Below are 19217 nucleotides of genomic sequence, written 5' to 3' on the forward strand. Positions count from 1 at the left end.
GCACGTTCCCGCAGGGGAACGTGCCCGCCGGGGTTGGACGGGCAGACCGCTCAGACGAACAGAGGCGCGGCGAGGCCGGCCAGGACGGCGCCGACGAGCGGGCCGACGATCGGCACCCAGGCGTAGCCCCAGTCCGAGCCGCCCTTGTGCCGGATCGGCGCGACGGCGTGGAACAGGCGGGGGCCCAGGTCGCGCGCCGGGTTGATGGCGTACCCCGTGGGGCCGCCCAGGCTCGCGCCGATCGCGACGACGAGCAGGGCCACCGCGAGCGGGCCGAGCCCGGAGGGGGTGGAGCCGAAGAGCAGGATCACGAACACCAGGACGAACGTGGCGATCACCTCGGTGACCATGTTCCACAGCGGGTTGCGGATCTCGGGGCCTGTGGCGAACGTGCCCAGGATCGCCCCCTGGTCCGTCTCCGCCTGGTAGTGGTCGCGGTAGGCCAGCCAGGCCAGGGCCGCGCCGAGGAAGGCGCCGATCAGCTGCGCCGCGAAGTACGCGAGCGTGGTGCCGAGGGTCACGGCGATGCCGGGGGCGTACTCCTCGGCGCCGCTGACGAGCAGGCCGACGGTCACGGCGGGGTTCAGGTGCGCACCGGTCGCGGCAGCGACGTAGACGCCCGCGAAGACGCCCAGCCCCCAGCCGAAGCTGATGAGCAGCCAGCCTCCGCCGTTGCCCTTGGTCTTCGTCAGGACGACGTTGGCGACGACGCCGACGCCGAGCAGCAGGAGGATCGCCGTGCCGGCGATCTCATGCAGGAAGATCGTGCCCATGGACGGGCTCCTTTCAGGGGGTGGGGGCGGCGTCGGCGGCCGCGAGCGCGGCGGCGGCGGTGACGTCGTCGTGGGCGGTCTCGCCGCGGAGGCGTGCGGCGACGAGGTTCTTGTACGCCCGGATCTCACCGGCGATGCGCTCTTCATCCCAGCCCAGCTCGGGGGCCACGAGGGACGCGATCTCCTCGGCCGCCGCGACGCCGCGGTCGCGGACCTCGGTGGACAGGCGCGTGCGGCGCTCGATGACGTCGTCCAGGTGGACGACGCCCTCGGCTCGGGCCGCGTAGACGATCTCGGCGCGCAGGTAGCGCGGCGCCTCGGCGAGAGGGACGCTCAGGGACGGGTCGGCGTCGATCAGGTCGAGCACGTGGCGCAGCACGGTGCCGTAGCGGAACAGGAGCCGGTCCACGCGGGCCTCGTCCAGGCCGTAGTCGGCGGCGATGCGGTCCGCCTCCGCCTCGATCTCCGAGTAGCCGAGGCCGCCGAGCACGGGGATGCGCTCGGTGAGGCTGGGACGGGTCGGGTGGGTCTCGCGCACCACGAAGTCCACGACGTCCTCGGCCATGGCCCGGTACGTGGTCCACTTGCCGCCGGCCACGGCGGTGAGGCCGGGGGCCACCTCGGTGACGGTGTGCTCACGGGAGATCTTGGTGGAGCCGCCGTCGGATCCGGTGACCGGCTGCAGGAGCGGGCGCAGGCCGGCGTACGTGGCGATCACGTCGTCACGCGTGAGGTCCTCCTTCAGCACCGCGTTGGCGTGCTCGAGGATGTAGTCGATGTCGTCCGCGGTGGTGGCCGGATGGGCCACGTCCTCCGCCCACGGGGTGTCCGTGGTACCGATCACCCAGTACTCGTCCCACGGGATGAGGAACAGCACGGACTTCTCCGTCTTGGTGATCACGCCGGTGGCGGCGTCGGCGCGGATGCGGTCGCGCGGGACGGTGATGTGGGCGCCCTTGGACGCGAGCACCTCGAGGCCGCCGTCGGCCTCGGCCAGCTCCTGCTGCTCCTGGGTCCAGACGCCCCCGGCCAGGATGACGGCGCGCGCGTGCACGTCGAACTCCTCGCCGGAGGTCTCCTCGCGGACACGCACGCCCTGCACACGGCCGTCGTCGCCGCGCAGGTAGTCGGTGACGGCGGTGTAGTTGGCGGCCACGGCGCCGTGGTCCACGGCGGAGCGCACGAGCATCATGGCCAGGCGGGCGTCGTCGAACTGGGCGTCGGCGTACTCGACCGCGCCGACGATCTTCTCGTCGTCGAGGGAGGGGAAGGTCGCGGCCATGGAGCGGCGGCTGAGATGGCGGTGCGCGCCCATCGCGCGGCGGCGGCCGAGCGACTGCATGGCGTCGTACATGGTGACCCCGGCGCCGATGAAGCCGCGGTCGATCACCTTGTGGAAGAACGGGAAGACGAAGCGCAGGGGGCGCACCAGGTGGGGCGCGGTCTGGGTGAGCAGCAGGTCGCGCTCACGCAGCGCCTCGTACACCAGCTTGACGTCCAGCATCTCGAGGTAGCGCAGGCCACCGTGCATGAGGCGGGAGGAGCGGGACGACGTCCCGGAGGCCCAGTCGCGGGCCTCGACGATACCCACGTCGAGGCCGCGGGTGGCCGCGTCGAACGCGGCGCCCACGCCGGTGGAGCCGCCGCCCACGATCAGGATGTCGAGGGGGGCCTCCGGGCTGGTGGCCCGGAGGCGGGCGAGGTGATCCTCCCGCGTGGCGGCGGAGAGGGAGACGGTTCGCAGGGTCGGCATGGGGGGTTGCTCCTTTATCAGTGGAGACACAGTGTAGTGGCGTGGCTCACGATACCCGGTGTCACGTCACGAGATCCGGTATCAGCGCGAGCCGAGGTCCATGATGTCACTCCCGGGTCGCGGGTGCCCACGCGCCGGCCACCCGCCGGGTCCGGTCTCGGGGAACCCGAGCCGCTCGTACAGGGCACATTGGCCCGCGTGGAGGTGACCCGTCTCGCACGGTCCCCGGGCTGTGGCACCTCACCCTGTTCCGCTGGAACGAGGGCGGAGCGCCCCGGGTGACGCGTGCCCACGGGTGAGGCCCCGCCCCTACACTCCGACCATGGACATCACCGTCGGCGCCGTCGGCCGCGCCTCGCTCTCGGACTGGGAGCAGGAATGCTGCGGTGACTCGATCGCCGTGGGGGAAGTCCACGAGCTGATCCTGCTGCCCTCCCGGGGAGTGAGTCAGGCTGGGCCCCTGGCCTCTGCAGGCTGGGTCGTCACCCATCACGACGACGGCAGCCCCGCCGGGTCGATCCCGTTGCGTCGTGTGCGGGCCGTGGTGAGGGCGGTACACGAGGTGTGGCCCTCGGGGCGGCTCGCCGAGATCGACCGCGTCCCCGGCCACGCTGACCTGACGATCCTGGAGCCGGAGGAGGCCACCGGCCTCGGCTTGGGGGAGGTCGTCTACGTCGGCGCCTACGAGCCGGTGCTCCCCGAGACTCCCCGCCCTGACGAGTGGCTTCTCGACCTGGAGATCCTCGAGGATCTCGGTCCGCGCACCTGGTGAGCCTCACGAGTCCATCCCCTCACGGTCTCGAGCTGCATGGGGTGAGCGTAGAAGTCCGTTCGTCGTCATAGATGGCCCCTCACCCCCCGGTCGCTCGCGAGCATCGCGTAGACGAGGGTGTCCGTCCACTCGCCCTTGCTCCACAGGTCCTGCCGGTGGTGTGCCTCTCGACGCATCCCGAGCGTCTCGGCCAGTCGGGCGGACGCCGTGTTGCGGGCATCCATATGTGCCACCACCCGGTGCAGGCCAGACGTCTCGAACCCCAGGTCCAGCAGCGCAGCCGCGGCCTCCCGGGCGAAGCCCTGACCAGCATGCCGCGGATCCAGAGCCCAGCCGATCTCCGCGACACCGCGCTCGCGGTCCGTCAGCCACAGGATCACGTCACCCACGGGGACGCCCGCGTGCTCCACCACCAGGGACGCCGCCCCGGACGGGCCGCCGAGGTCGTCCCACGTGATCCGCTTGGCCAGCTTCGCCCGCGCGGTCGCCTCGTCCCAGGGCTCGTCCAGCAGGTGGTGCACCACCTCGGGCTGCGTGTACATCTCCTGCAACCAGCCGCGGTCGTCCTCCCGGTGCGGCCGCAGCGTCAGCCGCGCGGTGGGCAACGGCCAGTCAGGGGCGCGGCCGCCCGCAGCCGCGCCCTCCTTGCGCCCCGCCGGGGGTGTGACGTCCGCGTCGGCCGGGACCGGCGTCGTCGTGCCGGACGCCCAGTCCTGGCGCAACATTGCGTAGGCCACGGACGCGAGCGGCTCGCCGCCGTCCACGGGCCAGCCGCGCCGGTAGTGCGCCTCCTTGACCCAGCCGGCCCGGCGGAAGGTGCGCAGCATGGGGACGTTGTCCTCGCGGGTCTGGCCCTCGAAGCGGTCCACCGCGGGCATCGTCTCGAAGACGCGCCGGGTGAGCGCGGTGAGGATCTGCGCGCCGAGCCCGCGCCCGCGGAACCGCTCCGCCACGCGCAGGTCGAACAAGGGGGTGGGGTCCGTGAGGTCCTCCAGGCGCACCACGCCGACGCGGCCGTGCTCGGGATGCTCGATCCAGAAGGTGCGGTGGTCCTCATCCTCCCAGGCGCCGCCATCGACGGCCTTCTCCGCCTCCGGCCGGGTGACGCGCGGGCGCGTGTGGAACGGCCACGCGTTCTCGGTGAGCAGGGCGACGAGCGCGTCCCGGTCGGCGCCTGCCGGGTCGAGTGGAGTGAAGGTGACGTCCATGGGGCCGAGAGTAGGGGAGGGGACGTCACCGCCGCCCGTTGCCGTGACCCCATGGCCACGCCCCTCCTCGACCTCGCGGCGCACCGCGCGAGGAAGCCCGGGACGCGCAGGCCGAGATCGGCTGGACCATAGCCCAGGCCCACGCCGGCCGGGGCCGCGCCACCGAGCTGGCCTGTGCCCTGTTGGACCTCGCCTTCGCAGGCCTCGGCGTCCGACCCGTGGAGGCTCACGCCTTCGCGGACAACGCGCCCATCCTGCGCGTGATGGAGAAGGTCGGCCTGCGCCACGAGGGCACCTTCAAGGAGGAGTCACTGCACCGCACCCGCGGCTGGGTGGACGGCGTCACTTACGCGATGCTCGCCTCGGAGCATCGGGCCCGGGGCAGACGGCTTTCCACCTCACGACGCCCAGAAGTACGCAACTCTCTAGACATAACGTTGCGTAAGGTGGCGGCATGAGCAACGATCCGCGCCCGACCCCGTGGGCCGTCGGCTGGGAAGAGCGCCCCTGGGCCGCGGGCCCGGATGACGCCGGCGTCCTCACTCGGCGCGCTCGCGTGCGTGCAGCAGGCCCATATCGAGCCGCGCTCCCAGCCCGCATCGCCCGACTCGGGCTCGACCTGCCCTCTGATCTGGCGACCGAGGTCGAGGAGGCGACGGCCGCCGTCGTGCGCTTCGATGCTGAGATCAGCCACGCCCTCCCGGGGCTCACGGGAGAGATCGCCCCGATCGACGCGGTGCTCCTGCGCACTGAGTCCGCGTCCTCCTCGCAGATCGAGCACATCACCGCGGGCGCGCGAGCCCTCGCCCTGGCGACTCTCGGCGAACGCACCCGCCCGAACGCAACGCTCGTGGCGGCGAACGTGAGGGCCATGGGCGCTGCTTCCCGGCTGGCCGCCGACCTCGACGAGCCCGCCCTGCTGGCCGCCCATCGTGCCCTCATGGACGGTCAGGAGCATGCCCGGCCGGGTGCCTACCGCGATGCGCAGGGGTGGATCGGGGGCGGGGCGCCCACGCCGCACACGGCGCAGTTCGTCCCGCCCCATCCGGAGCGCCTGCGTGCCGGGATGGACGATCTCTTCGCCTATCTGCGCCGCACGGACGTACCCGCCCTCGTGCAGGCCGCCATCGCGCACGCCCAGTTCGAGACCATCCACCCGTTCGCGGACGGCAACGGCCGCACCGGGCGCGTCCTCGTGCACGCCGTGTTGCATCGGGCCGGCGCGATCACCCGTATGGGGGTGCCCCTCTCCGCGGGACTCCTCACGGACACGGCCGGATACTTCGACGCCCTCACCGCCTACCGCGACGGCGACCCCGCGCCCATCGTGCGCCGCTTCGCGCAGGCCGCCCTGGCCGCCGTCGGCAACGGCCGAGAGCTCGTCGCGGACCTGGACGAGGCCCTGACCGGCTGGCGCGAGCGGCTCACCGCCCGGCGGGACGCGGCGGTCTGGCGGGCGCTCGCGGTGATCATCGCGCAACCCGCCGTGACCGTGGACCACCTGGCCCAGGTGCTGGGTGTCTCGCGCCCGGCCGCCCAGCGGGCCGTGGACCAGCTTGTCGAGGCCGGTGTGCTGCAGCCGGTCTCCAGCCAGCGTCGGAACCGGGTGTGGCTGGCCACCGAGGTGCTCGCCTGTCTGGACGAGTTCGCCGCGCGTGCGGGCCGGCGGGGTTGACGGGGGCGGACTACCGGGCTGACCAGCCTCAGTGCCGTGTGTAGCGCCCCGGCCATGGTCAGGCGAACACACGAGGTGAGGCCCGCGGGATGACTCGCGGTCCGTCAGCCACAGGATCACGTCCCCACGGGCATGCCCACGTTCCCCACCACCAGAGACACCGATCCGGCAGGGCCAGCCGAGGTCGTCCTCCCGGTGTGGGCGCAGCGTCAGGCGCGCGGTGCGCAACGGCCAGTCAGGGGCGGGGCCGCCCGCAACCGCGCCCTCCCCGCGCTCCACCCGGGACGTCGACGTCGGCTGGGTGCCACGCTTCGACGTCGACGTGCTGGAGGCCGCCCTGCGGCCCGTCCACGAGCGGCCCCGGTGGGAGGAATGGGGGCAGATCGCCGCGCCAACCCTGCTGATCACCGGGGAGAACGGGTACGTGCCCGCCGGAGAGCTGGACGAGATGCGGCGTCGGCGCCCGGATGTGCGGCACGTGCAGGTGCCCGGCGCGGGGCACGACGTGCACCTGGACGCGCCGGAGCGGGTGGCGGAGCTCGTGCGGGGGTTCGCGGCCTGATTGCTCTGGGGCAGGATCACCTCATGGACCACAAGCAGATCCTCCACGACGGGCTGCGCCGCCAGCGTGCGGCCCTCCTGCAGAAGCTCGAGGGCCTCAGCGAGCGCGACGCCCGCCTGCCGCGCACTCCCACCGGCACCAACCTGCTGGGACTGGTCAAGCACGCCGCCGTCGTCGAGCTGGAGTACTTCGGCGAGACGTTCGACCGCCCCGCGGAGGTGCAGCTGCCCTGGGCGGCGGCGGGGCAGTCGGAGGAGGACAACGTGGACATGTTCGCCGCCGAGGGGGAGTCCCTCGAGGACGTCCTCGAGTTCGCCCGCCGCTGCTTCGCACACGCGGACGCGACCATCACGGCCCTCGGCGCCGACGCCCACGGGCGGGTGGCGTGGTGGCCCGACGACAAGGCGGAGGTCACGCTCGCGCAGATCATCGCGCACGTCGCCCTGGACGAGGCCCGGCACGCCGGCCACGCGGACATCCTGCGGGAGCAGATCGACGGGCAGGCCGGCCTGCGCGCCCCGGGGAACAACCTGCCCGTGTGGGGCGCCGACCGCTGGGCCGCCCACGTGGACCGTCTGACCGCCATCGCGGAGGGGAGCGGCGGGCCGGGCCGGAACTGAAGGCACATGCCTCCCGTTCCGCCGCTGGGCCTACGCTGTGGCCATGACGAGTATCCCCGCTGCCGCCGTACCCCCTGCCCTCCAGCGCTCATTCGATGCGTGGGCTGCCGCCGGCAGGCCCGCCGACGAGCCCACGCGTTGGTCCTTCGATCACTGGACGGCCCACGTGCCCGACCTGCCCGCCTGCCTCGAGCGCGAGCCGCTGACCCGCGCCGTCGTCACCGGTTACGCCGCGAAGGTGACCGCCGAGGACCGCGCCGTGCAGCGGGACGCCTTCATCGCCGCGATGGTGTGGGGATACGGACGGGTCGGCTACGGCCCCTCCCGGGTGGAGCGCATCATGGCGCAGCCCGGGTTTGAGGAGCAGCTCGCCGACGTCACCCGCATCACCCTCGAGCAGGGCGGGCCCGCGGCCTTCGAGCACATCCGGCAGCAGCGCAAGAGCGGGGTCGGCTGCCTCAAGCACCTCGGCGCGGCCTTCGGCACCAAGTACCTCTACTTCCTCACCAAGGCCCACCGGGAGTCCGACATCGCCCCCGTCCTCGACTCCGTGGTGCGCGCTTGGTTCGCCGAGCATGCGAAGGACGTCGACGTCCGGATCGGCGGCGGTTGGACCTACCCCCGCAAGTACGCCACGTACGTGGAGACCATGCAGGCGTGGGGTGAGGAACTCAAGATCCCGGCCGACGACGTCGAGCGGCTCATCTTCCTCCAGCAGCAGGACGCCACCCAGGAGCCCTGGCGGGAGAGCTGGAGTTCCGCCGCCGCGGACCCGGAGGCCGGCGAGCTGCTCGAGGCCCTCCGCCTCGCGCTGGCCGACCTGGGCGCCGGGGACGACGCCGAGCCCCACCTGCAGGCTCTGGAGGACGTCATCGCCGACGCGGAGGACCGGGCGCCCGACGAGGCATGAAGCCCCGCCCGCCTGTGCGCGGTTGGCGTCGGGATGAACGTGTCCGCTGAGCAGCTGATCGGCGACGAGTCCGGTGTGCACCGCGGCCTGTACCTGCGTGTCGTGGACCACGTCCCGTGGCTGCGCGGCTTCGCATGCGACGACCTCCACGTCTTCGACCCCGAGGACCGGTGGATCCTGGCGCGGTGAGGGGTCAGCGATCCATCGCAAGGGCGCCTACCGTGTCCAGGACCCTCCGTAGGCTCGAGGCGCAGCCGGGGTAGATGTCCCGGACGAAGAGAGGACATTGGCATGACCACCAAGGTGGGGTTCATCGCGGCCGCTTCCCATGCTCTGCAGAACGGTCCCCAGCTGTTCGCACGCGTCGAGGACGGCGGTGTGGTCATCGGTGGGCGTAGCGGCGAGGTCGTGCCGGATTCGACCGGGCTATACGCGGTTGTCGCGCAGGATCCTGACGCGGCGCGAGCCGAGCTGCGATTGGACACGTCTGTCAGTCGAAGCGATGTGCTTTACATCGGCAAGGCCGAGGGCAGCCTGCGGGCCCGCCTGGAACGCAAGCATTTCGCGGACGGCGGCACCGCGCACTCCACTCTGCGCCGCACCCTGGCCGCACTCCTGGTGGATCGGCTGGACCTGGAGCCGGTCGCCGTCGCCTCCGCGGGTCGATTCACCCTCACCCCGGAGAGCGGCGAGCAGCTGACCACCTGGATGCGGCGTCACCTCGCCGTCCGCGTGTGGCAGGCACCCGCCGGGTTCGCGGAAGTGACACCGCTCGGAGACATTGAGAAGCCTGTGATCGACACGCACACCCCGCCGTTGAACCTCACCTACGGCGGCACCAGCCCCGAAGCACAGCTGCTCCGCCAGCGCATCCGGAAGGCCCGCACGGCCATGGCGGAGCAGGCGAAGCGTGGTGTGGACGTGGTGGGGGCCGATTCGTCGGCGCGCGCGACCGTCGGCGACTTGTTCCGCCGCCGCCCCCGCCAGTACGGGCTGCGGGGAAGCGTCGGTCTCTGGGAGGAGCTCGCTGAACGGCTCGACGACACCCCCATGCCCACCAGTGAGTATGAACTCGGCCGGCTCCTGCGCGATGCGCTCGATCGCTCCCTCGAGGGGGCCGAGCCTTACGACGAGGACAAGGTCAATGTGGAGCGGTTCAACCGCGGAGGCATGAGTCAGGGCCTCGTCCATCTGCCCTGGTGGGAGGACCAGGCCATCCCCCTCCTCCTCGACCGCTGGGGAGCCTGGGCGGACACCCGGGGTCTCCTCGGCCCGGAGGACTACATCGGGAGCTGGTGACCCGACAGTGTGTGGTGCCTGCCGCCGTCCTCGATGGCCTCCTTCGCCACCGGCCGGGTGACGTGGGGCGCACAGGGAAGGGCCACGTGTTGCCGGTGAGCAGCGCAATGAGCTCCGCGCGGTCCGCGCCGGCGGGGTCGAGACGGGTGATGGCGACGGTCATGGGGCGAGGGTGGGCGCCGGCATCATGGGCGCCTCCCCACCCGGACCCCTTCCGAGTCCGACACAATGCATACATCCATGCATGCATCCGATTACTCTGGCCCGCATGACTCCACTCTCCGACCCCTTATGGGGCAGTCGTGCCACGGCTGCCGGCCGCCTGGCCCACGACGTCGCCTGGCGCATCGTCCGCGGTGAGATCGCCGCGGGGGAGATGCTCACCGAGGTCCAGCTCTCCACGGAGGCCGGCATCTCCCGGACGCCGGCCCGGGAGGCCCTCCTCCAGCTCGAGCGCTGGGGCCTGGTGCGGCTCCTCCCCAAGAAGGGCGCGGCCGTGCAGGCCCTCACGCCGCAGAGCGTGGCCGACCTCACGGCCCTGCGCGGCCTCCTCGAGTCCACCGCCCTCGCCACGGTCGCCGCGCGGCCCGACGCCGTCGGGCCCCTCGTCGCCACGCTCACCGCCAACCTGGAGCAGCAGCGCGCCGCCCTGGACGCCGGCGACCTCGCTGCCTTCTCCGCGCTGGACGTGCGCTTCCACCGGGACGTGATCGCCACGTGCGGCAACGCCGCCTTCGACGAGGTCGTGCGCACCTTCGCCCCCCGCCTGGCACGCCTGATCCACGCCGCCACCGGCGGATCCGTCGACGCCGCCCGCCGCCTCCTCGATGGGCACGCCGAGATCTGCGCCCAGCTGGCCGCCGGGCGCGCCGCAGACGCCCAGCGCGCCCTGCAGGCGCACCTCGACGCCGCGGGGAGCGGCGTCGTCCCCGGCCTGCCGCCCGTGGGCCCGTCCGAGGCAGGTGAACCCCGATGATCGAGGGCCTGCTGATCCTGCTGCTCTGCCAGCTGGCGGGCACGCTCGTGGCCGACACGCTGCACCTGCCGATCCCCGGGGCCGTGCTGGGCATGCTCCTGCTGCTCGGCCTGCTCGCGTGGCGCCGGCCGGCCGAGGACGCGCCGGTGATGACGGCGAGCCATCACCTGCTCCAGCACCTGCCGCTGCTGTTCGTCCCGGCGGGCGTCGGCGTCGTCGCGGTGCTGGGCCTCATCGAGGAACACCGGGCGCTGATGCTGGTCGGCTTCGTGGTGCCCTGGCTGCTGGGGCTGGTGGTCACCGCCGGCGTCGCCGCCCCGCTCGCCCGCCGCCTCACGGACAAGGAGGACGCACAGTGAACGCCGCCGAACTGACCGACTCCCTCGCCGAGGCCTGGGACGCGCTCCTGCACACACCGCTGTTCGGCATCGCGCTGACCCTCGCCGTCGCCGTGCTCTCCCGCCGCCTGTGGCTCGCCGCCCGGCAGACCGCCCTGCTCACGCCCGTGCTCGTGACGATCGTGCTGGTGGCCGCGTTCCTGGCCCTGACCGGCATCGACTACGAGACCTACATGATCGGCGGCAGCTACCTCACCTTCCTGCTGGGCCCCGCCACCGTGGCCCTCGCCGTCCCCCTGTACCGGGCCGGCCCTGACATCCGGAAGCTGCTGCTGCCGGTCGCCGTCGGGGTCACCGTCGGCTCGCTGACCGCCATGGTGAGCGCCGTGCTGATCGTGCGGGCAATGGGCGGGGACGCCGCGCTGGCCGCCACGTTCGCCCCCAAGTCCGCGACGACGCCGATCGCCATGGCGGTGGCCGACGCCGGCGGCGGGATCGTCTCCCTCGCCGCCGTGCTCCCCGTGCTCACCGGCGTGCTCGGCGCCGTGCTCGCCCCCTGGGTGCTCGACCGGCTGCGCGTGCGCGACCCCCGCGTGCGCGGCCTGGCCATCGGCGTGAGCTCCCACGGCATCGGCACCGCCCGCGCCCTCGCCGAAGGCCCGAAGACCGGTGCGTTCTCCGCCCTCGCCATGGCCTGCTCCGGCGTGCTCACCGCCCTGCTGGCCCCGCTCGTGCTGGCGATGACGGGGTGAGGGGCCGGGCGGCCGCCCCCGGCCGGGCAGCCGCCTCGACCCGCTCCAGCCGCGGCGGCCTCCTTACCGTGTCCGCCCCGCCTGCCACCCTGGTCCTCTTCCTTCCCCGCGGGCCGCCCGCCGGCCCTCGCTGGCGCGGTGACGCGGCCCGGTCCTGCGAACGAGAGGACCCCACCCATGATGGGCCCGTCCCACGCGGCCACCGGCGCCGCGGCCTGGCTGGCGCTCACGCACTGGCAGTCGCCGATCGCCGTGCTGCACCTGCCCGCCGAACTCCAGCTGCTCGGCGCCGTGACCACCGCCGGCGCGGCCATGATCAGCGACTGGGACCACCCCCGCGCCACCGTCGTCCACGCCCTGCCGCCCCTGACCGAGTGGATGAGCCGCGGCATCCGCCACGTGGCCGGCGGGCATCGGCGCGGCACACACTCGCTGGTGGGGGTCGCGGCGTTCACCGCCATCGCGACGGCGGCCGCCTCCATCCAGGTGCCGATCGCGGGGCACGTCTACACGCCGGGGCAGGGGGTCATCGCCGCGTTCCTGGCGGCCGTGGCCGCCAAGGCCCTCCGACTGCTCCCGAACCGGGGATGGAGGGCCGCGTGGGCGCTCGGCATCCTGGTCGCGGTGTCGGCGACCGTCCTCAGCGACGGGCTGTGGTGGATCCCCGCCTCCGTGGCCGTCGGCGTGAGCGTGCACATCCTCGGCGACGCCCTCACCAACAACGGGGTGGCCCTGCTCTGGCCGCTCAGCCCGGAGCCCCCCGCGCGCCTGTGGTGGTGGCAGTCCTCCGGACGGTTCCGGCTCCCCCTGCTCGGCCGGACCGGGTCCTGGCGGGAGTGGGTGCTCGTCTCGGTGGTCACCGCGTTCACCGTGGTGCGGGCCGTGCGACTCGTCCCGCTCGCCGCTCGCGGGGTGGCGGCACTGTTCTGAGCGGCAGCACCCGGCCACCGCCGCCCCCTCACGCCTCCGGGAACCACCCCGCCCGCACGGTCGCCTCGGTCCCACGCGGCAGCCTCGGACGGCCGCCGGCGGCCAGGTCCCGGCACGCGTCCGTGAGCGCCTCGAACGACCACCCCGGGACCCGGGCCTGCCCCTCGGCCGTGCCGTCTGCTCGCACGACCGCCTGGTCCACGGCCTCGAGCAGCTCGTCCGACCCGGGGTCGCATGCGTCGCATCCGCAGTCCGGGAGCAGCGCGTGCACCTGCCCCGGGGCGCCGACCGCCACCCGGAGCACCGGAAGGACACCGCCGTCGTCGTCCTGGGGCACGTCCGTCTCCCGCAGCCACCAGGGGGAGGCGCCGTCGACGCCGGCCGGCGGCGCCACCCGCAGCGCCCGGCCCACGGGGACCGCCAGGTCTGCGCGCCCGGCCTCGTCGAACGGGATGCCACGCACCGGGTCCGGGGCGACCGCGGCGCCCGCCTCCGCGAGCACCTCGGCCCACACGCGGGCCCGGGCGGTCATCCCGGGCTCACTCCGTCGGCGTCAGTTCCCGCTTGAGGATCTTGCCGGTGGCGGTCTTGGGCAGCCCGTCCCGCACGGTCACGGTGCGCGGGTACTTGTAGGGCGCCACCTGGGACTTCACGTGCTGGATCAGCTCCTCCTCCGTGGCGTGCGCGCCGGGGGCGAGCACCACGTGCGCGGCGACCTCCTGGCCGAGCTCCGGGTGGGGCACCCCCACCACGGCGGCCTCCGCGACGGCCGGGTGCTCGTAGAGCACCTCCTCGATCTCGCGCGGGTACACGTTGAGCCCGCCGCGCAGGATCATGTCCTTCGTGCGGTCCACGATGTAGTAGTTGCCCGCGGCATCGCGCCGGGCGAGGTCGCCGGAGCGGAACCAGCCGTCCTCGGTGATGGCCTGGGCGGTGGCCTCCGGCTTGCCCCAGTAGCCCTTCATCACGTTCTCCCCGCGGATCCACACCTCGCCCAGGGTCTCCTCATCGCCCTCGGGCACGACGGCCCCGTCCGGCGTCACCAGCTGCAGTTCGCACCCGCGGACGGCGCGTCCGATCGAGCCCGGCTGATGCGCCTCACCCGGATGGTTGAAGCACGCGACCGGGGAGGTCTCGGACAGGCCGTAGCCCTCGAGGATCTCGCAGTCGAAGGTGGCCTCGAAGCGGCGCAGCAGCTCCACGGGCAGGGCGGATCCGCCGGAGACGCCCAGGCGCAGGCTGGCCAGGTCCTCCGGACGGTCCTTGGCCGCGGCCAGCACGGCCCCGTACATGGTGGGCACGCCGATGAACACGTCCACCGCGTGCTCGCGGACGGTCTGCGCGGCCACGGCGGGATCGAAGCGGGGGATCAACGCCAGGCTGGCGCCCATGGTCACGGGCGCCATGAGCGCGCACGTGAGGCCGAACACGTGGAACAGCGGCAGGCAGCCGAGCACGGTCTCCCCGTGCTGGAGCTGGATCAGCGTCTCCGCCGCGGTGTCCGCGTTGGTGCCCATGTTCCGGTGGGTCAGCTGGGCGCCCTTGGGGCGGCCGGTGGTGCCGGAGGTGTAGAGGATGACGGCGTCGTCCTCGAGGTCCCGCTCGACGGTCTCGGTCACCGGGCCGGGGCTCTCCGCGAGGTGCGGGGCGAGGCCGTCCTCGCCGAGGGTGCGCAGCGGCACACCGCGCTCGCGGGCGCCCTCCACGGCTTCCTCGGACGGCACGGACCACAGCATCGACGCGCCCGAGTCCTCCAGGTAGTACTCGATCTCGCGGCGCTTGAACAGCGGGTTCATGGGGACGACGACGGCGCCCAGCTGCAGGGCCGCGAAGAACACCACCGGGAACGCCGGGATGTTCGGCACCATGAGCGCCACGCGGTCCCCGGGGCCGATGCCCTCCTGCCGCATGAGCCCGGCCAGACGCTGGGACTGGTCATGCAGCTCCGCGTACGTCATGCGGTTCTCGCCGAGGATCAGGGCGGTGGAGTTCGGGTGTTCGGCGGCGGTGCGCTCGAGGCGGGCGGGCAGGGTGAGGGTCACGACGGGCCTCCGAGGGGAGTCGGATGTGATGGGAACCACAGCGTAACGCCCGGCGTCGCTCGTTCGCTGTGAGCCGAGCGAGGTGTGTCGGCCGACCTCACGCCAGCGACATCACCGCGGTTCTGCCCGGCGGTGATGTCGCTGGCGCGCGGTCATCCACCGGCCCCGCCTGCGACGTCGATGTGTCGTCTCCACGGCCCAGGGGCGCAAGACTGGTCCCCGCACACCGCCGCCCGGACCGCCGGGCCAGACCGGAGGACAGACCATGACCGCACAGCCCCCCGCCACCCCTGCCATCCCCGCGACGATGAAGGCCGTCGTCATGCGCGCGCCCGGCGACGTCGTCGTTGAGGAGGTGGACACCCCGCGCGTCGCCCAGCCCACGGACGTGGTCCTGAAGCTGGCCGCCGCGTGCGTGTGCGGCTCGGACCTGTGGCCCTACCGCGGCCACAACGACGTCGACCACCGGCGCATGGGCCACGAGTACGTCGGCACGATCGTGGAGAAGGGCGAGGACGTCGCCACCCTCGAGGTCGGCGACTTCGTGATCGGCTCGTTCATGCTCTCGGACAACACGTGCGAGATCTGCCAGGCCGGCTACCAGTCCCGCTGCGTCAACGCCGGCGAGTACACGGGCAGCCAGGCGCAGTACATGCGTGTCGAGCTCGCGGACGGCTCCCTCGTGAAGGTGCCCGGGGGTGAGCCCTCGGACCCGGACCGCCTGGCCGACTACCTCGCCGCCTCGGATGTGCTCGGCACCGGCTGGTACGCCGCCGTCGCCGCGCAGGCCGGCCCCGGCAAGACCATCGCCGTGGTCGGCGACGGCGCCGTGGGCCTGTGCGCCGTCCTGGCCGCCAAGACCCTCGGCGCGGAGCAGGTCATCGTGTTCTCCCGCCATGAGGATCGGGCCGCGCTCGCCCGTGAGTTCGGCGCGGACGTCGTGATCGCCGAGCGCGGCGAGGAGGGCGCCGCCCAGGTGCGCGAGCTCACCGGCAGCTACGGCGCGCACGGGGTGTGCGAGGCCGTCGGCACGCAGGGCTCCATGGACCAGGCCCTGGCCTCGGTGCGCCCCGGCGGGTACGTCGGGTTCGTGGGCGTCTCCCACGACCAGACCCTCGACGGCTCTGACCTCTTCGGCCGTGAGATCCACCTCGAGGGCGGGCCCGCGCCCGTCCGCCGCTTCCTGCCCGAGCTGATCGAGCGCATCCAGTCCGGGGAGATCCAGCCCGGCCGCGTGTTCACCGCGCGCATGCCGCTCGACGACGCCGCCGAGGCGTACCAGGCCATGGACGAGCGCCGCGAGATCAAGGTGCTGCTGGAGGTCTGAGGCACCCGCGCGCTGAGCGTGTCCGCCTCCGCTTGGAAGGTGGGCGGCCCGGCCACGTCCGCGCCGGCCACCCCCGTCCTTCGAGGAGGACCTCCGCTCATGACGTGCCCTTCCCATGCGGCCACCGGCGCCGCAGCCTGGCTGGCACCGACCGGGCCGACGTCGCCTGCCGCGTGGCTGCACCACGCCCCGCGCGCCAGCCATCGGCCTCGGGTCACTGCGGCCCGAGGAGCTCCTGGACCTGCGCCTCGGTCAGCGGGCGGGTGGGGCGCCCCTCCAGCAGGAAGGCGAGCTGCGCCGACACCTCCAGCTCCTCCGCGGCGTTGACCGCGCTCTCCAACGTGGCACCGGCGACGATCGAGCCGTGGTTGGCCAGCACCACGCCGGGGGACCGGCGCCCGGCCCCGAGGATGTCGTCCAGCATCTCCGCCGAACCGGGTCGGTGGTAGGGGACGGTCGGCACGTCCCGGCCCAGCCGCATCACGAAGTACGGGGTGAGGGGCGGGATGCCCCCGTCCTCGGCCAGGCAGCTGTACGCCGTCACGTAGGTCGAGTGCAGGTGCACGATCGCCTGTGCCTCCGGGCGGGCCTCGTACATGGCCCGATGCATCACCACCTCCTTGGACGGCCGGGGACCAGCCTGGTGCCTCCAGTGTTCATCCAGCACGGAGAGCGCCTCGGGGTCCAGCCGGCCGAGGGAGGAGTTGGTGGGCGTCATGAGATACCCGCCCTCGATCCGGACGCTGATGTTGCCGGCGCTGCCCACGGAGAATCCACGGGAGAACAGGCTTGCACCGAACTCGGCGATCTGACGGCGCAGCAAGGACTCGTCGGTCACGGGGCTCCTCTCAGACGAGTGCGTTGGCGATGAGCAGGGCGACCAGGGTGGTCGCCCAGGCGATCGTGGTGGGGATGGACCACGCGAGGATCTGATGCTTGGCGTTCTTGATGCCCAGCATCCGGTTCACCACCCAGAAGAAGCTGTCGTTGAAGTAACCGAAGAACAGCGAGCCGAGGGCGGCGGCCTGCGCGGCCAACACCATGTTCACATCCGGCATGGCCGCGAGGATGGGTGCGGAGATCGAGGCGGAGGTGATGATGGCCACCGTACCGGACCCCTGGATGAGGCGGACGATGGTCGCGATGACGAACGGGATCAGGATGGTCGGCAGGGGGAGGCCGGCCACTGCCTGGCCGATGGACTCCGCCGTCCCGGACTCGCGCAGAACGCCGCCGAGGGCTCCGCCGGCGCCGGTGACCAACAGGATGATGCCCGCCGACTGTACGCCGAACTCCATGTCGTCCAGAGTCTCCTGGCGCGACTGGTTGCGGGCGAGGCCGTAGATCGCCACGAGGACGCCGAGCAGCAGGGCGATGACGGGGTTGCCGATGAAGGCGAGCGTGGAGACCAGCCCGGCAGGCAGGGCACCTTCGTTGTCCTCCACCATGGTGGCGGAGAAGGTGTTCAGGAAGATCAGGACGATCGGCAGCAGGATCGGCAGGATCGAGATGAACAGCCCGGGCAGCTCGCGTTCCCGGACGGCGGCACGCTCCTGGAACTCCCCGAAGGCCTCCGCGGGGGAGAGGCGTTCGCCCGTGTCCCGTTCGATCATGGCCTCGATCTTCGGACCCATGACCTTCGCGTACAGGGTCACCGCGATCATGGCGGGGAAGCTGAGGATGAGGCCCCAGAGGATCATCTCGCCGACGTTCACGTCGAAGATGCCGGCGGCGCCGAGCGGGCCCGGCGTCGGGGGGACGGCGTGGTGGGTGACGACCAGGCCGCCGGCGAGGGCGATGCCCAGGGTGAGGATGGACCGCCCGGAGGTCCGGGCCAGCGACCGCACGAGCGGCTGCAGGATCACGAAGGCGGAGTCCACGAAGATCGGGATGGAGATGACGAAGCCCGCGCCGGCGAGCGCCCACTCCTCCTTCCCCTTACCCAGCACGCGGATGAGGGAGTAGGCCAGCTTTTCCGCGGCCCCCGAGACCTCGAGGATGCGCCCCATCATCACGCCCATGCCGATGACGAGGCCGATGGTCCCGAGGGTCGAGCCGAAGCTGGTGGTGATGGCCTGGATAACGGCGTCCGGGGCCATCCCGGCCGCCAGACCCGCGATGGAGGCGGCGATGACCAAGGCCAGGACGGCGTGGATCTTGGTCCGGATGACGAAGAAGATGAGCAGGGCGACGGCTGCCGTGAGGCCGACCAGCGCACCGATCTCGGAGGCTTCGAGCCCGTTCATGGTGGTTCTCCTAGTGGTGTGGATCCGAGGGGTGAGGCCGACTCAGGCGACGAACTCGCGGTGGAACTGACGGACGGCGGCCTCGAAGCTGCTGTCTGGGCGGAAGCCGAGGGACAGGGTTCGCTCGACGTCGAACTCGCCGGGCCACGAGCACACGATGTCCATGACCCGCTGATCCGGGCGTGGGACGACCCGTGCCCGTGCCTCGGGCCCCCCGACGGCCTCGAGGGCGTCGAGCATCTCCGCCACGGTCACGGAGACGCCCGGGATGTTCAGCACCCGCCAGCCCCCTAGCCGCTCGGACTCCACGATGAAGGCGTGCACGAGGTTCTGCACCGCCGTGTCGGGGGAGGACAGCCACATCCGGGTGTCCTCCGGCACCGGCAGCTCAGCCTGCAGACCCTGGAGGGGCTCGCGGATGATGCCGCTGGCGAACGAGGACGCGGCCGAGTTCGGCTTCCCGGGTCGCACCGAGATGGTGGGCAGCCGGCAGACCCGGCCGTCCACGTACCCCTTGCGCGAGTACTCGTTGACCAGCAGTTCGCCGATGGCCTTCGTCGCCCCGTAGGTGGACTCGGGCTGGGTGGCCAGGTCTTCGGGGACCACCGTCGGCACGGCGCTGCCGAACACGGCCAGGGAGCTGGTGAAGACGAACCGGGGCCGGGCTCCGGTGGCACGGGCGGCCTCCAGCAGCCGCTCCGTGGCGTCCACGTTCACGCGCAGCGCGAGGTTGAAGTCCTGCTCGGCGCCGCCGGAGAGCACGGCGGCGAGGTGGAAGATCCCTGCCGTGTCTGCGGTGATGGCCTCGGCCAGGACCGCGGGGTCGGCCATGTCGCCGACCCGGGAGCTCACCCGGGGGTCCTCCACAGGGCAGGGCGCCAGGTCGAGCGAGACGACGGAGTCCACCGGCACGGGCAGGCGGCCGGCGTCCTGGGCCTGGAGGAGGGAGCGGATCACGCGGCTGCCGAGGAAGCCGGCGCCGCCGGTGACGACGATGTTCATGGGTGTTCTCCTACGTGGGAAGGGTCGGGAGG

At 72.6% G+C, this 19217-nt stretch carries 20 protein-coding genes and 1 pseudogene; 13 read left to right on the forward strand and 8 right to left on the reverse strand.

All coding sequences use genetic code 11. The features are described 5' to 3' along the window. Positions 1-50 precede the first annotated feature (50 nt). Both J1M37_RS05995 and J1M37_RS06000 read right to left on the reverse strand, forming a co-directional pair. Positions 51-773 (reverse strand): MIP/aquaporin family protein, encoded by a 723-nt coding sequence (locus tag J1M37_RS05995; RefSeq protein WP_010079813.1) that lies wholly within the window; start codon positions 771-773, stop codon positions 51-53. A 13-nt stretch (positions 774-786) separates the two neighbouring features. Then, the gene (locus J1M37_RS06000) at positions 787-2526 is read right to left on the reverse strand and encodes a glycerol-3-phosphate dehydrogenase/oxidase (protein WP_134416195.1); all 1740 of its coding nucleotides are present in this window, start codon (positions 2524-2526) and stop codon (positions 787-789) included. A gap of 322 nt (positions 2527-2848) precedes the next feature. Between J1M37_RS06000 and J1M37_RS06005 the strand changes: the two genes are divergently transcribed. Then, a complete protein-coding gene (locus J1M37_RS06005; protein WP_041104837.1) occupies positions 2849-3298 on the forward strand; it encodes a hypothetical protein in 450 nt (149 codons plus the stop codon). A 65-nt stretch (positions 3299-3363) separates the two neighbouring features. On the opposite strand, the gene J1M37_RS11720 is transcribed toward J1M37_RS06005, so the two are convergent. Continuing rightward, entirely contained in the window at positions 3364-4506 is a 1143-nt protein-coding gene (locus J1M37_RS11720) for a GNAT family N-acetyltransferase (protein ID WP_206452322.1), read from the reverse strand. 110 nt (positions 4507-4616) lie between these two features. Here J1M37_RS11720 and J1M37_RS06015 point away from each other — a divergent pair. The 11 genes and pseudogenes from J1M37_RS06015 to J1M37_RS06065 form a co-directional block, all read left to right on the forward strand. Then, positions 4617-4964, forward strand: a pseudogene (locus tag J1M37_RS06015) (GNAT family N-acetyltransferase); the annotation flags it as partial. Next, on the forward strand, positions 4961-6181 hold the full coding sequence (locus J1M37_RS06020; RefSeq protein ID WP_134377327.1) for a Fic family protein: 1221 nt from the start codon (positions 4961-4963) through the stop codon (positions 6179-6181). The pseudogene J1M37_RS06015 and the gene J1M37_RS06020, both read left to right, overlap by 4 nt. A 301-nt stretch (positions 6182-6482) precedes the next feature. Then, positions 6483-6743 carry an alpha/beta fold hydrolase gene (locus J1M37_RS06025; protein ID WP_020621622.1) on the forward strand — a complete coding sequence of 87 codons (261 nt, stop codon included), beginning with the start codon at positions 6483-6485 and terminating at the stop codon, positions 6741-6743. A 23-nt stretch (positions 6744-6766) separates the two neighbouring features. Next, positions 6767-7363, forward strand: coding sequence for a DinB family protein (locus tag J1M37_RS06030; protein WP_020621621.1), 597 nt, complete (start codon positions 6767-6769; stop codon positions 7361-7363). A 43-nt stretch (positions 7364-7406) separates the two neighbouring features. Continuing rightward, the gene (locus J1M37_RS06035) at positions 7407-8273 is read left to right on the forward strand and encodes an 8-oxoguanine DNA glycosylase OGG fold protein (protein WP_129866855.1); all 867 of its coding nucleotides are present in this window, start codon (positions 7407-7409) and stop codon (positions 8271-8273) included. Positions 8274-8306: 33 nt separating this feature from the next. Then, the gene (locus J1M37_RS06040) at positions 8307-8462 is read left to right on the forward strand and encodes a hypothetical protein (protein ID WP_158184087.1); all 156 of its coding nucleotides are present in this window, start codon (positions 8307-8309) and stop codon (positions 8460-8462) included. Between the two features lie 102 nt (positions 8463-8564). Continuing rightward, positions 8565-9572 carry a GIY-YIG nuclease family protein gene (locus J1M37_RS06045; protein WP_095695121.1) on the forward strand — a complete coding sequence of 336 codons (1008 nt, stop codon included), beginning with the start codon at positions 8565-8567 and terminating at the stop codon, positions 9570-9572. Positions 9573-9840: 268 nt separating this feature from the next. Then, on the forward strand, positions 9841-10548 hold the full coding sequence (locus tag J1M37_RS06050; RefSeq protein ID WP_041104849.1) for a GntR family transcriptional regulator: 708 nt from the start codon (positions 9841-9843) through the stop codon (positions 10546-10548). Continuing rightward, positions 10545-10907 (forward strand): CidA/LrgA family protein, encoded by a 363-nt coding sequence (locus J1M37_RS06055; protein ID WP_036315546.1) that lies wholly within the window; start codon positions 10545-10547, stop codon positions 10905-10907. The genes J1M37_RS06050 and J1M37_RS06055 overlap by 4 nt, the downstream gene beginning before the upstream one ends. Next, positions 10904-11638, forward strand: a complete 735-nt coding sequence (locus J1M37_RS06060) for an LrgB family protein (RefSeq protein ID WP_036315548.1) — start codon at positions 10904-10906, stop codon at positions 11636-11638. Before J1M37_RS06055 ends, J1M37_RS06060 begins: the two co-directional genes overlap by 4 nt. A 177-nt stretch (positions 11639-11815) precedes the next feature. Beyond that, positions 11816-12568, forward strand: coding sequence for a metal-dependent hydrolase (locus J1M37_RS06065; RefSeq protein WP_113914399.1), 753 nt, complete (start codon positions 11816-11818; stop codon positions 12566-12568). A gap of 28 nt (positions 12569-12596) precedes the next feature. Here J1M37_RS06065 and J1M37_RS06070 read toward each other — a convergent pair whose 3' ends face one another. Both J1M37_RS06070 and J1M37_RS06075 read right to left on the reverse strand, forming a co-directional pair. Continuing rightward, positions 12597-13100 (reverse strand): DUF6226 family protein, encoded by a 504-nt coding sequence (locus J1M37_RS06070; RefSeq protein WP_113914400.1) that lies wholly within the window; start codon positions 13098-13100, stop codon positions 12597-12599. Positions 13101-13107: 7 nt separating this feature from the next. Beyond that, positions 13108-14610, reverse strand: a complete 1503-nt coding sequence (locus J1M37_RS06075; RefSeq protein ID WP_144819796.1) for a long-chain-fatty-acid--CoA ligase — start codon at positions 14608-14610, stop codon at positions 13108-13110. A gap of 265 nt (positions 14611-14875) precedes the next feature. Between J1M37_RS06075 and J1M37_RS06080 the strand changes: the two genes are divergently transcribed. Continuing rightward, on the forward strand, positions 14876-15937 hold the full coding sequence (locus J1M37_RS06080; RefSeq protein WP_144819797.1) for a zinc-binding dehydrogenase: 1062 nt from the start codon (positions 14876-14878) through the stop codon (positions 15935-15937). A 214-nt stretch (positions 15938-16151) separates the two neighbouring features. Here the strand turns inward: J1M37_RS06080 and J1M37_RS06085 are convergent, their stop codons facing one another. The 3 genes from J1M37_RS06085 to denD are packed head-to-tail and all read right to left on the reverse strand — an operon-like array spanning position 16152 to position 19185. Continuing rightward, positions 16152-16775 (reverse strand): class II aldolase/adducin family protein, encoded by a 624-nt coding sequence (locus J1M37_RS06085; protein ID WP_049147437.1) that lies wholly within the window; start codon positions 16773-16775, stop codon positions 16152-16154. A 10-nt stretch (positions 16776-16785) separates the two neighbouring features. Continuing rightward, the gene (locus J1M37_RS06090) at positions 16786-18183 is read right to left on the reverse strand and encodes a GntP family permease (protein WP_063189464.1); all 1398 of its coding nucleotides are present in this window, start codon (positions 18181-18183) and stop codon (positions 16786-16788) included. A gap of 42 nt (positions 18184-18225) precedes the next feature. Beyond that, on the reverse strand, positions 18226-19185 hold the full coding sequence (denD, locus tag J1M37_RS06095; RefSeq protein WP_020625806.1) for a D-erythronate dehydrogenase: 960 nt from the start codon (positions 19183-19185) through the stop codon (positions 18226-18228). Between the last annotated feature and the right edge of the window lie 32 nt (positions 19186-19217).

It is taken from the genome of Micrococcus sp. KRD012 (genome assembly GCF_017168555.1).
GTDB lineage: Bacteria > Actinomycetota > Actinomycetes > Actinomycetales > Micrococcaceae > Micrococcus > Micrococcus luteus.

Coding starts and splice junctions, on each gene's coding strand:
- J1M37_RS06030 (WP_020621621.1), top strand. CDS start 6,767: ATGGACCACAAGCAGATCCTCCACGACGGGCTGCGCCGCCAGCGTGCG.
- J1M37_RS05995 (WP_010079813.1), bottom strand. CDS start 773: ATGGGCACGATCTTCCTGCATGAGATCGCCGGCACGGCGATCCTCCTG.
- J1M37_RS06065 (WP_113914399.1), top strand. CDS start 11,816: ATGATGGGCCCGTCCCACGCGGCCACCGGCGCCGCGGCCTGGCTGGCG.
- J1M37_RS06040 (WP_158184087.1), top strand. CDS start 8,307: ATGAACGTGTCCGCTGAGCAGCTGATCGGCGACGAGTCCGGTGTGCAC.
- denD (WP_020625806.1), bottom strand. CDS start 19,185: ATGAACATCGTCGTCACCGGCGGCGCCGGCTTCCTCGGCAGCCGCGTG.
- J1M37_RS06055 (WP_036315546.1), top strand. CDS start 10,545: ATGATCGAGGGCCTGCTGATCCTGCTGCTCTGCCAGCTGGCGGGCACG.
- J1M37_RS11720 (WP_206452322.1), bottom strand. CDS start 4,506: ATGGACGTCACCTTCACTCCACTCGACCCGGCAGGCGCCGACCGGGAC.
- J1M37_RS06050 (WP_041104849.1), top strand. CDS start 9,841: ATGACTCCACTCTCCGACCCCTTATGGGGCAGTCGTGCCACGGCTGCC.
- J1M37_RS06045 (WP_095695121.1), top strand. CDS start 8,565: ATGACCACCAAGGTGGGGTTCATCGCGGCCGCTTCCCATGCTCTGCAG.
- J1M37_RS06005 (WP_041104837.1), top strand. CDS start 2,849: ATGGACATCACCGTCGGCGCCGTCGGCCGCGCCTCGCTCTCGGACTGG.
- J1M37_RS06070 (WP_113914400.1), bottom strand. CDS start 13,100: ATGACCGCCCGGGCCCGCGTGTGGGCCGAGGTGCTCGCGGAGGCGGGC.
- J1M37_RS06020 (WP_134377327.1), top strand. CDS start 4,961: ATGAGCAACGATCCGCGCCCGACCCCGTGGGCCGTCGGCTGGGAAGAG.
- J1M37_RS06080 (WP_144819797.1), top strand. CDS start 14,876: ATGACCGCACAGCCCCCCGCCACCCCTGCCATCCCCGCGACGATGAAG.
- J1M37_RS06035 (WP_129866855.1), top strand. CDS start 7,407: ATGACGAGTATCCCCGCTGCCGCCGTACCCCCTGCCCTCCAGCGCTCA.
- J1M37_RS06090 (WP_063189464.1), bottom strand. CDS start 18,183: ATGAACGGGCTCGAAGCCTCCGAGATCGGTGCGCTGGTCGGCCTCACG.
- J1M37_RS06000 (WP_134416195.1), bottom strand. CDS start 2,526: ATGCCGACCCTGCGAACCGTCTCCCTCTCCGCCGCCACGCGGGAGGAT.